This window comes from Spiroplasma endosymbiont of Tricholauxania praeusta, from assembly GCF_964019535.1.
Lineage (GTDB): Bacteria > Bacillota_I > Bacilli_A > Mycoplasmatales > VBWQ01 > Spiroplasma_E > Spiroplasma_E ixodetis_A.
The window spans coordinates 1,104,661-1,116,330 of record NZ_OZ026450.1; the positions used below are offsets into that span (position 1 = coordinate 1,104,661).

General features: G+C 22.6%; 17 protein-coding genes. 2 read left to right on the forward strand and 15 right to left on the reverse strand.

Features of this window, described 5'->3' with window-relative positions:
- Positions 1 to 3 precede the first annotated feature (3 nt).
- From AACK96_RS06020 to AACK96_RS06080, 13 genes are all read right to left on the reverse strand, one after another.
- Positions 4 to 2,415, reverse strand: coding sequence for a hypothetical protein (locus AACK96_RS06020; RefSeq protein ID WP_338973866.1), 2,412 nt, complete (start codon positions 2,413 to 2,415; stop codon positions 4 to 6).
- Positions 2,416 to 2,418: 3 nt separating this feature from the next.
- Entirely contained in the window at positions 2,419 to 4,137 is a 1,719-nt protein-coding gene (locus AACK96_RS06025) for a hypothetical protein (RefSeq protein WP_338973868.1), read from the reverse strand.
- 14 nt (positions 4,138 to 4,151) lie between these two features.
- Positions 4,152 to 5,333 (reverse strand): hypothetical protein, encoded by a 1,182-nt coding sequence (locus AACK96_RS06030; RefSeq protein WP_338973870.1) that lies wholly within the window; start codon positions 5,331 to 5,333, stop codon positions 4,152 to 4,154.
- An 18-nt stretch (positions 5,334 to 5,351) separates the two neighbouring features.
- Positions 5,352 to 5,729, reverse strand: a complete 378-nt coding sequence (locus tag AACK96_RS06035; RefSeq protein ID WP_338973872.1) for a hypothetical protein — start codon at positions 5,727 to 5,729, stop codon at positions 5,352 to 5,354.
- 17 nt (positions 5,730 to 5,746) lie between these two features.
- Positions 5,747 to 5,932 (reverse strand): hypothetical protein, encoded by a 186-nt coding sequence (locus tag AACK96_RS06040; RefSeq protein WP_338973874.1) that lies wholly within the window; start codon positions 5,930 to 5,932, stop codon positions 5,747 to 5,749.
- Position 5,933: 1 nt separating this feature from the next.
- A complete protein-coding gene (locus AACK96_RS06045) occupies positions 5,934 to 6,122 on the reverse strand; it encodes a hypothetical protein (RefSeq protein WP_174481134.1) in 189 nt (62 codons plus the stop codon).
- A gap of 40 nt (positions 6,123 to 6,162) precedes the next feature.
- Complete coding sequence (locus AACK96_RS06050; RefSeq protein ID WP_338973876.1) at positions 6,163 to 6,321, reverse strand: hypothetical protein; 159 nt, start codon at positions 6,319 to 6,321, stop codon at positions 6,163 to 6,165.
- A gap of 16 nt (positions 6,322 to 6,337) precedes the next feature.
- A complete protein-coding gene (locus AACK96_RS06055; protein ID WP_338973878.1) occupies positions 6,338 to 7,150 on the reverse strand; it encodes a hypothetical protein in 813 nt (270 codons plus the stop codon).
- A gap of 2 nt (positions 7,151 to 7,152) precedes the next feature.
- Complete coding sequence (locus AACK96_RS06060) at positions 7,153 to 7,350, reverse strand: hypothetical protein (RefSeq protein WP_338973880.1); 198 nt, start codon at positions 7,348 to 7,350, stop codon at positions 7,153 to 7,155.
- The gene (locus AACK96_RS06065) at positions 7,343 to 7,588 is read right to left on the reverse strand and encodes a hypothetical protein (RefSeq protein ID WP_338973882.1); all 246 of its coding nucleotides are present in this window, start codon (positions 7,586 to 7,588) and stop codon (positions 7,343 to 7,345) included. Before AACK96_RS06065 ends, AACK96_RS06060 begins: the two co-directional genes overlap by 8 nt.
- Positions 7,557 to 7,709, reverse strand: a complete 153-nt coding sequence (locus AACK96_RS06070; RefSeq protein WP_338973884.1) for a hypothetical protein — start codon at positions 7,707 to 7,709, stop codon at positions 7,557 to 7,559. Before AACK96_RS06070 ends, AACK96_RS06065 begins: the two co-directional genes overlap by 32 nt.
- Entirely contained in the window at positions 7,702 to 8,034 is a 333-nt protein-coding gene (locus tag AACK96_RS06075; protein ID WP_338973885.1) for a hypothetical protein, read from the reverse strand. The genes AACK96_RS06070 and AACK96_RS06075 overlap by 8 nt, the downstream gene beginning before the upstream one ends.
- A gap of 134 nt (positions 8,035 to 8,168) precedes the next feature.
- Positions 8,169 to 8,330, reverse strand: a complete 162-nt coding sequence (locus AACK96_RS06080; RefSeq protein WP_338973887.1) for a hypothetical protein — start codon at positions 8,328 to 8,330, stop codon at positions 8,169 to 8,171.
- A 247-nt stretch (positions 8,331 to 8,577) separates the two neighbouring features.
- Between AACK96_RS06080 and AACK96_RS06085 the strand changes: the two genes are divergently transcribed.
- A protein-coding gene (locus tag AACK96_RS06085) for an IS3 family transposase (RefSeq protein ID WP_338973306.1) occupies positions 8,578 to 9,701 on the forward strand; the annotation gives its coding sequence in 2 pieces (ribosomal slippage) (positions 8,578 to 8,821 and positions 8,821 to 9,701; 1,125 coding nt in all).
- Positions 9,702 to 9,771: 70 nt separating this feature from the next.
- Positions 9,772 to 9,990 carry a hypothetical protein gene (locus AACK96_RS06090; RefSeq protein WP_338973888.1) on the forward strand — a complete coding sequence of 73 codons (219 nt, stop codon included), beginning with the start codon at positions 9,772 to 9,774 and terminating at the stop codon, positions 9,988 to 9,990.
- A 302-nt stretch (positions 9,991 to 10,292) separates the two neighbouring features.
- On the opposite strand, the gene AACK96_RS06095 is transcribed toward AACK96_RS06090, so the two are convergent.
- Entirely contained in the window at positions 10,293 to 10,508 is a 216-nt protein-coding gene (locus tag AACK96_RS06095) for a hypothetical protein (RefSeq protein ID WP_338973889.1), read from the reverse strand.
- A gap of 145 nt (positions 10,509 to 10,653) precedes the next feature.
- Positions 10,654 to 11,565, reverse strand: coding sequence for a hypothetical protein (locus tag AACK96_RS06100; protein ID WP_338973890.1), 912 nt, complete (start codon positions 11,563 to 11,565; stop codon positions 10,654 to 10,656).
- Between the last annotated feature and the right edge of the window lie 105 nt (positions 11,566 to 11,670).

Consider the following 11,670-nt stretch of genomic DNA (forward strand, 5'->3'; position numbering starts at 1 on the left):
ATATTATTCCTGTAATTCTTCTAATTTTTTAAAAATATAATCTCTACCCATACCCCACATTATTCTATTGTTATAAATATTAATTTCAGTTTGTTGGTTATTGTTATTATTTGCTATTCATAAACTACTTTTTACAACGCTTGTATCTAATTGATAATAAAAATTAATTATTTGTCAACTATAATTTTTATTATTTTCTTTAGTTGTATAATCACCATAACTTATATATATTCTATAATGTGTTTTATCTTTAAATATATATTTTATATAATTTTGATTATTATTATTTTTATCTGTTATAACTTCTCCTACTTCTTTTCAATTTGAATCACGTGGAGTTGGTGTATCATTATCTCTTAAATCAACATCTCATTCATTTTCTTTAATTTCTAAACTAATAATTTCACCATATGGGTCATTTTCTGCACCATTTATTTTTAAAATTGATTTATTATCCTCAGTTGTCATAATATCCAAAGTAACATCTTCATTACCAATTTTTCCATTAATAATTGTATGAGGCGCTGTATTAAGACCCTTAGCAGTTTTAAATAAAATCATTATTGGATAACCTATTAATTTAGTTTCTCATGTTATAAGCGCTCTATATGTTTGATTAATATTAATATGAAAATCTGTTCATGTACGTTTATTAAGGCTCTTACCAACAATAACTCATTTTTCTTTACTTTCTTTTTTAACTATTTCATTAATAGCACCAACAACAGTTTTATTAGTAGTTTTTAATCTTTCATAAGTATTATTAAGTAATAATGAAATAGCAATAGAACTATTTGAATTATCGTTTAATCATAATTGGTCTCTATCATCTTTATATGTAAAATATCCTTTCATAAAAACAGATTTTTTATAATAATTATCTAAATTAGGTATTTTATCATCTATATATTTTTTATTTGGAATATCTAAATCATCAGTTATAACTGGTTCATTTCTATAAATTAAAGTTTTACCACCAACATTAGTTTTAATAACTTCATTAACTAATCTTGTAGTACTCTCTTTATCATCTTTATTATTAAATATTCTATTTTCATCAACTGAACTACCACCAGTAGCACTAATTTTATTATTTTCATCAATAGTTATATTAGTACCAGCAATTAATTTATTTTGTTTTTTATCTAATAAATTATTAGTTTCTAGTTTTGTATAATAATCACGTTCAGTATCTTCTTCTGCTATAAATTCAGTTGGTGTACCTATTCCTTGATATTGATATATATTATGAATTATTGGTTTATACTTTTTTGTGTTATTAGTAGCAATAAACTTTATTAAATCAACATCATATAATAATGTTACTTTATCAATATTAACATCAATATTTTCAATTATTATTTGCTTTTGTTCTATTTGACTATTAGTAATTCTTATATTAGATTTAGTTAATTTATTATTACTTATAATAAGTTGTTTACTATCGATAAAATAATATGTTCAATCAATAATATATCATGTATCTGTTTTAATATTTTCATTTTTAACTTTCTTTCATAAAGGACTAGTTTCAATATTAAATCAATTATTTTTAACATCATTAATATTTTCATTTGCTTTAATTAATTCAGTATTTAATTTGGTAATTTCATTTTCATTAGTAGTAATTCGTTTTTGTTGTTTAGCAGAAAAATCACAAGTTGGTGCATGTGTATAATCACCAATTTGTGGATTATTTTGTAATGCTTCTGGTGGTAATGTTCCAATTTCATCTGGTCAATCTAAAATCATTGTTTCAGTTTCTTTATCATAATCTGTTGCAACATAACCTTTATTAACAAATTTACTAACAGGACCTCTATATATTTCATTTTCATTATCATCAACTAAATCATCATATAATTTAATTTGTTTTGATAATGTAAAGTCTTTTTGTCCTTTGATTAATTCATCAACTTGATTTCTAGTATAAAATGCTTTTAAGTCAATTTTTTCAATATCTATTTCATCATCATTATAACTTGAAAATATTTGTTTTAATTCTGTTAATCTTGCTCATATTTTCATTCTACTAGGTGCTAAATCTCAAACATTAATCGTAGGAGTACTATTTGCACTAAATTGACTACCATTATTAAATTGAATAGTAGCATCAACATTAAATTCAATTGGTGTACGATTAAATACTCAATGTTCAACCATTACATAAACCATATCTCTTAATGTTTCTTTAATTAATTCATCTTTAAAACTATCAAAAGGAAATTTAGATAAAATAAAATCAAGATAAGCATTAATATCATTTTGAGCACGAATAGCAAAAGTTTTAAATCAATCATTAACATTAGGTCATGTCTGTATATATTGCTGTGGGGTTTCTGTAATTTTTCCAGTTAATGGATATCAGTTATTATAATTTTCTAGACTGACACCAGTTCAAAGTTTATTAATCATAATTTATCATTCCTTAAAAAATGCTTGTTTATAATGATGAGTATGTTTTTTTGTTTTTTTATGTGTTATATGCTCAATTTCTTTTTGTATTTTATTTTTACCTTTTTTTAATTTTTTCTTACTTTTTGCTACTACTTGACTATATGCAAATTTTTCTAAATGATGTAATAATCCTGTACCAAATAAAGTATTTACTGAAAATTTTAAACCAACATTTTTAAATGATTTATTAATATTTTCAATAGGATTATTAATAACATTTACTACTTTATGATAAGTTCTTACGATTCTAAATATTTCTCTATATACTTTAAAACTATCTCTAATTATTTGTTGAACAACTGGTGGAGCAAATGCTATTGCTTTTAATCATTTATTTTGATTAACTCCATATCCAATATATCAACCACTATATCAACGATATCAATGGAATGGATGTATTTGAGTAACAAAAGTTTCTGCTTTAAGAATACTATCAACAACTGTAATTGGTTTATATTTAGGATTGCGATGATAAATAGTAATTGCACATTTATCTAATGATAAAGGTTGAATTTTACAACCCATAAATACTGGTGAATTTAGTGGAATTAATTGTGCATGTCTAATTGCTCTTTTTTCTGCACTAGTAAATAAATCAGTTGCTTTTTCTTTTAATTTATTAATTTTTTCAAATACTTGTTTTTCTAACTTTTCAAATTTTTCTTGTAATTTATATATACTTTCTCGTAATTTTTCAAAATATGGAGTATCTTTTCAAAATTTATTTAAACCTTTTTTTAAATAAAATCTAATATCAAAATATTTAAAAGTTTGATTTGCTTTTAAAACAAGTTGATGAATAATACTATTTTTAAAATTAAATTTAATAGCATTGGCACGAATTTTTTGTAAATCCAAAATTAAAGTTTTTCCATATCTATTTTCTGTATGTATTGTATGAACTAAATTTAATCATTCATGTTGGTTCATTTTTAATACTTCTTTTAAATCAGTATTATATTTTTTTAAAAAGTTATTTGCTTTTTCAATATCTTTAATTTTAAACTTTGGAGTTAATTGGGGACTTAATTTTATTAATGTATTCTGTAATAATAAGTGTTCTTTTAACTTTTGTGTTTCTAATTTTTGAAAATTATTTTTATATTGTCTTTCAGCAACATAACCTAAATCTCGTAATACTGTTTCATTATTAGGAGTAAAACTATAATTCATTAAATAACGTTTATTACCAATAATTTTATCTGTTAAAATTTCTTTTCCACTTACTTGACTAATAATTTCTTGTAAGTTTTTTGCTTCTTTAATTCCAACTTGTTCTAATGTTTTAGTTTTTTCTGCTAGTTTAATAAATTTAGTAGTACGATAACCACGACTAATTTTATTAAGTCCAGCAAATGCAGGAAGTATATTAAAGAAAGTATTTAATTTTGTTACATTTCCTTTTAAATAATCATAAACTTGATTAATAGTAAAATCAGTTAAAAACTCTACACCAACAGCACTAATACTAGCAATTAAATCACTTGCACCTAATCCAAGTGCTACACTTTCACTTAATCCACCAGTAAAAGGAGCAAGTGCTACTGCTATTACTTGTACACCAATCATTTCTAAAATTTCTCATCAAAAACTTTTATTTTCTTGTTGGTTACTTGTTCTAGTATGTTTTGGTTTATTTATGTTTAAAAGTATTGCTGTACTAGTTGTACCAATTGGCATGATATTAATTTCCTTTATTTAAGAGTTATTTTAATTGGATTTGTTGTTCCTTTATAATTTAAGTCATTAACATTTGCAGTAATAGTTATATATAAGTCACCTGCTTTTTGTTTTTGATTATTTATATTAGTTTTACTTTGTGCATCACTAAAATATTTAATAGTTGGATTTGTTAAATTAGGATTTAATGATTTAAGTTCATTAGTACTTTTTATTTGTGTATTTAATTCACTATTATTGTTATTAACATTTGCAGTAATATCAGTTGTTAAACTTGTAATCTTAGTTTTTAAATCATTTTTATCATTATTAACAATTGCACATAACATTCAGCGTGAAGTTGTTTCTTCATCTGTTATATAGGGTATTGATTCACCAGTTACTTCTCCACCAACTAAATATCTTCTTCCAACTTTACCATCAGCAATATCTTGAACATATACAACTGTATTTTGTAACATATATCTTTTCATTGCTCTTGGTGTTGCTAAAACAAAAGACATAATTTTAGTTTCATTATTATCAGTAAATGTCATATAATCATCCATTACAATTTGACATAGTACACCTTTAATATATAAATCATTTCCATTTAATCTTAATTGTTGAGCAATCTGATTATCAGTAATTAATCCTTTATTATTAGCTAAATAAACAATACTATCATAAAGATTATTAGTAATAAAAAAACGACAATTATTACTATTTCTTAATTGAAATAAAGTATTTCAAGCATCTAACATTGATTTTAAATATCCTTCTGGTGTTTTATCAGTAATGTCTATTTTAGTTGCATATTTTGCAATTACATTTGTATCATTATTTGCTAAATAATCTGCTAAGTCATTAGCAACTTCATATTGCATTGTATTTAATAAATTTTGTCCATTTTCAGCATTTAAATCAACATTAGCAATTATTTCACCTGCAACTGCTTCTTCTTTAATTTCTTTTAAAATTTTAATAGTTTCAGCATAACTAACATCTAATCCTTTGCTTTTATCATTTCATTTTAATACTTTAATTTCTGAATTTTTTGGTTTTTTAACTATAAATTCAATTTTTGTTGAATTAACCATTTCGATAGGAAAAAAACTTGCTCATGGTGAATTTGATTGTTTATAAAATTCTATAAACTCTGGTGCTTCTACTAATTTTTCGGTATTATCTAAATTTTTATTAAATTGTATTGCCATTTTTTGATTTCCTTTCTGTTATAAATTATTATTTTTTTTATAATCCAATAATGTACTTTTTATTGAATTTGGTTGATTTGTTATTATTGTTTGTGGTTTACCACCTGTATTAATTGTTTCTTTAAATACTGGTTGTTCTTTAATCATTTTTTTAATAATTTCTTCAATTTTTGAATTTGCTAAATTATTAGTTTTAAATTTTAAATAATCATAAAATTCAGTTTTAACTTGATATTTTTTAAATATATTAATAATTTCTTTTTCTTTAATTTCTTGATTAAGTTTATTTAACTTATTTTCTGCTTCATTAACTTTATTTTCTATTTCTTGTGAAGAAGCATTGTTTTCAGTTAAAGGTTCAGTTGTTTGTTGAACATTATTTTCATTTTCTAACATTTAACATTCTCCTAATCTTATCCCAATAATCAATCTTTAACTAATTGTGGAATTTCACTTATTAATTTTTTATAATCATTAATTGCATTTTCTAATATATCAATATCAGAAAATTTAAAACAATTATCAATATGTAAATCAAAATCTCTATCAATACTGATATCTTGTTTTCTATATTTTTCATTAAATTCAATTTTTGTCATATTATTTTTCTCCTTTATTAATTTTTTCGTTTAATTTTGCTAATTTTTTTTGATGTTTTATAATTTTGTTATTTGCTCTAACATGTTTTGGAGTTGTGATAAATCTTTTTAATAAAACAATAATTTCTCTGCAAATTAATGTTCCAACACTTGTTCCAATAATTATTAATTCATGTAAAAATTCTTTCATTTGAATATTTTCCTTTCAACTATTTATTTTTAATTTTTAATTATTCATCAAATTGACCACCATTAATTCTTTCAATCATTGATTGTGAATTACTTATAATTTTTACCAATACAGATATTTCTTTATTGAATTCTTCTATTTTTTCTTTATATGTTTTTATTTCATGATTATAATATTCAAGTAATTTTTCTTTATTCATAAATTATTCACCTCCTTTATAAACTCATGTGATTATAATCTCAATTTAATGAAGCATTATCATGATTTAATGGTACTTCGCTCATATTATCACTACCATATTGACTAGTTGTTTCACTATTAATTGTGAATCTATTATCATTTACTAATCTTGCAGTTTCATCATTAAATGATGTTTCTTGCATTTCTTCATTATGATGTGTAGTTTCCATAGGTAGTAAATTATGGATTATTTCACTTGCACCAGCAATTATGGTAGGTACTGCATAAGCGTTATTAAAATCATTATTAATACCCATAGCAACTCCACTTGAAATTAAACATCCACCAGTAGCCATATTACAAATCTTTCTTATTGTTTCAAATTTATTAGGTATTAACTCAGTTAATCCACTAATAAGATTTGAAATACCATAAGCATTTAAACTAATATATGTATCTCAATCCATTAATGACTGATTTTCTTGTTTATTTAATAGTAATCATGGAGGACCCTCAGTTGTAGTTGTAGTAGTTATTGGCATTGGTGTTGTTGGAATAATTGGACTAATATTATTTTCTGTTCATTTACTATAATTTGCTAAACCAATTGTTCCTAAACCAAGTAAGATTTTTTTACTACTATTAATTAATTTAGTTTTAGTATTTGGTCTTTGATTTAAATTTCATATATCTAAACCTAATTTTTTACCAAATAATAAACTATTAATTGAACCTAATAATGGATTTGCAATTACTTGACCATAATAAGCACTTGTACCAATCATTGCACAAATTGGACTTATACCAGTTCTAATTAATTTAGTTAAAGTATAATTATTTGTTTCCATTTTTATTCTCCTTTAATTTGTTTTATATCATTTAATAGTTCTATAAATTTTTTCATCTCTTTTGAATAATAATCAATGCTTAAATAATTATCACTTCAATTAAAAATTATATGTGTATCTGAATTTAAAAATTCAACATTATTAATAAATCATAATTTTTCATCTACATTTCATTTAACTAAAAATTCGCGTTTAGTCATCTTTATTCTCCTTTTTTTTAATTGTTACTTTAATTCAACCTTGATAAACATCATTATCACCAACTATTAATGCAACATTACTTTCTGGGTCAGAAACAATTATATGTTTTGATTTAACATTTGGGTATTGTCTTAAAATAATTGCTCTAATATCATTACTTGTATGAATTGCTTTGGGAAATGGTGATAATATTTCAATTTCATCTTTATTTTCAAACAAAGTAGGTAATATTATCATTAGTCAAATTCACCTCTTTCAAGTCTTCTAACTCATAAAGTTTGGATGAATATTCTCTTAATGAATTATTCAATAAATCTATTCTTTCTTTCATAGAAATAATTAATTTTTCTTTATTCATTATCAAAGTCTCCCTCATTAATATAAATCTGAAGATTAAATAAACCACTTTCTTTTCCTATTTTAAATAAATTACTAGAATCAGATTCTTTATTTTCTTTTCGAGTTGTTATAATAAAATTAATTAATTTTTCTTTATTAATACAATTTTTATGTCTTGATTTATTAATTTCATCAACTTTAATTCTATGTTCTTTACAATATACTCTTCCATATTCATCAAATTGCTCTTCTGTCATATTTTCACATTGTTCTTGAAATGATGTAATACCAATATAATTTGGTCTTTCTTTTTTTATATTTTCAGTTCATGTACATCTATTCATTATTTTTTCTCCTAAATTTCCTCAGCTCTTTAAACTTCATTTATTGAGTAATTCTAATCAGCAACTATAACAGTGTTTATCTATAGAATTTTCTTTTACTTTATTGTATATAGGACATTTATTGTCATATATTATTATTTATTCTCCTTATTTTCAATTTGATTAGCAATTTCACTTAATATTTTCAATACTTTATATTCATTTTTTAATTCTTTAATAATAGATATTAAAAATATTATTAGTGTTATACTTGTTATTAATATTGGTACTATTAATAAAATTTTTCATAATATCATTTTTTACTCTTTTCATTTTTTAAATCATTTAACATTAATTGAACAAAATGCACGATTTTTTTGAATATTTAAAGTATTAAAGATTTCACCAGTTACTATAATTTCATCGTTTTTGTTTAATAAAATACAGCGTCTATAAAGTTTTGGGTTATTAAAAATTAAAGTAACATAGTGGATGGGTTACACTTTATTGGACACTAATTACGTAGACAAGTTCACAAATTAGTTAAAAGAAAGGAAAATAATTATGGCCAATATTAACTCATATTCAGATGAATTTAAAAAACAAATAGTAGCTTTATATCAAAGTGGCAAGTCAGTATCTTGTCTTGTTAAAGAATATAACGTTACAAGAGCGGCTACTTATAAATGAATTAAGCAATTTACTAATTCAGGCAGTTTTAAAACCAAAGATAATCTTTCTGATTTAGAAAAACAATTAATTCAAGCAAATAAAGAATTAAAACAATTACGAATGGAAAATGATATTTTAAAGCAAGCAGCACTAATAATAGGCAGAAAATAGAAATTATTGCAAATAATAAATCTAAATATAAAATTCGCACAATGTGTCGTTTTTTAAAACTCTCTAAATCAACATATTATTTTAATTTAAAGAAAAAAAATAAAAATCAAAATAATATTTATGATGAAGCTGTTATTAGTGCTTTTAAAGAAAATAAAGAAGTTTATGGTACTAGAAGATTAAAAGTCATACTAGCAAACCAAGAAATTTATTTATCACGCAGAAAAATTAAACAAATTATGAATAAGCATAATTTAATATCAAAATACACTAAATTATCATTCAAAAATCATCATAATAAAGTCAATGATAGTCAAATTACCAATCTTGTTAATAGAAACTTTAATAATAAAATTAAAAATGAAGTTATTGTTAGTGATTTAACTTATGTTCAAGTTAATGGTAAGTGAAACTATATTTGCTTATTAATAGACCTATTTAACCGCGAAATTATTGGACATAGTGTAGGTACTAAAAAAGATGCATCATTAGTATATCAAGCATTTATGCACTCAAATCGCTGTTTAAAAGATATTGAAATATTTCATAGCGATCGCGGTAACGAATTTAATAATAAAACTATTGATAAACTTTTATTAGCATTCAACATAACTCGATCTTTAAGCAAAAAAGGCTGTCCTTATGACAATGCTGTTGCTGAAGCAACTTTTAAAACTTTCAAAACTGAATTTATTAATGATAAAAATTTTACATCATTAATCAAATTAAAATTAGAATTATTTGATTATATCAATTGATACAACAACATAAGAATTCACAGCACCTTAAACTACCTAACTCCAGTTAATTATCAAAAACAAGTGTCTACCAAAAAACAGTCCTAAAAAGGGTTGCCATTCCAATACTTTAAATTTATATGGTGCAAATAAATCACAATTATTTTCTAAATTAGAATTGTATAAAGAAATTATAAAAATTGATAATAATAGTGAATTTGAATTACAAATTGAAAATCCGATTAATAATTTAAATCGGATTGAAATTAGTGGAATATTTGGTGCTGGTAATTATGATTTAATTTTAATAACAGATAAAGAAGAAATAGACTTAAAAAATATTAATTTATTTGATAAATATAACGAAAATATTTCTTATATAAATTTAGAAGTTTAATTATCAAAATAACCTTTTCAATATTTTCCATTTCATTTAATATCTACATCATGTAACTTTTTATTTGAGCAATATAAAGAATAATAAGAACCATTATACATATTAACTCATATTGGAGCATTACATAATACTACTGTATGGTCTGGTTTTTCATAAGAATTAAATTTTTTATTTTCATGGGTAAGCACACCCCATGATTAATCCTATTGTTCCAGTTGTAGCACCAGTTAGTGCTAATGCTAATGTTATTTTACTTAAATTTGTTTTTATTCATGTTTTCATAATAAATTTCTCCTTTTTTATTAATTAATTTTTAATGAGTAATTATGTTCTTCTATTATAATATTATTTATTTTATTTTTTAATTCTTGTTCAAGTTCAATAATGTCATCTAATATTTTAAGTTCTCATTTTTCAAAAAAAGATTTATTATTGGAATTATTATCACTAAAATTATTTTTACATTTTGTAATTATTTTTGATTTTTTTATCTTTCTTTTACATCTTTTTTTACTCATAAAGACTCCTTTTTCCTTAATTTTACTTTTAAATTGTACTATTTTTGATTATTTTTACAAGTATGCTTTTAAACACAAAATAACTCCTAAATTAAAGGCGTTTATTTTGTAATACCTATACTATTAATAATATTAAACTTGTTTATTATATAGCAAATCTGAAGATACTTTTTTTCACAGTAGCATTATTTTTACCTCTAATTACATTTTTATATGGATATAGTGCATAAAATAATGCATCATAAGGATCTTGGTACATATTTTTGTCAGGAATGTTAGTTTTTGTGTCATCATAACGTAATTCTTCTAAACATTGAGTTGTTTTTGATAAATCATCTTTATTTGCATAAAAGTTTCCATAACTCATAATATTTCTCATTCAAACTACTCTATTTGTTAATCCTGCTTCTTGATTTAAATTTGAAGCATGTTTAATAGCAGTTTGTGTTATTAAAATAGTATTATGTTCATCTATTAATTTTTGATTTAATCAATCTATTGCTGTTCTTGCTTTATCATCATAAAAATAAATTGCTTGTTGGAAATTTTCAAAATTATCTATTAATCCTAAAATTTCATTAACATAAGCATTAATTTTTTCATTTTCATTTATAAAATCATTTGGAGTAACTACTAATTCACAAATAATATAAGGGTCATAATAACCAGTATTATTATACTCTTTAAAACCAACTACAATAAATACAGTATGGTCTTTTGGTCCCGTGGCTCAATCAATACCAATACTATAAAAATCGAATTTATACATATCTTTTTCTTGATTATAAAATTGTTTTAAATCATATGGTTGTCAATATTTTACTGTTTTTTGAAATGGAAAAATTGTTGCATCACTATCTAAAAATTCAAAACCATAATAAACAGTATTAAATTCATCTGGATTACTTTTTTTCATTTCTAATAATGTTCTTTTTTGAATATCTGGTAATTTATTTCAAAATGGTTGAATAGTAAATCTTAAAACAAATAAACCTAACCCACTAAACATATCTTGATTTTCATAATAAATTTTGCCAACTTTTTTAAGATTTTCCATCACTTTATCATTTAATGGTAAAAATGGCGTGCAATACTTTAAATAAAATGGATGGTATTTATCGTATGGATTACATGTAAAAGTAATGAAAAAACTTTTATAAAA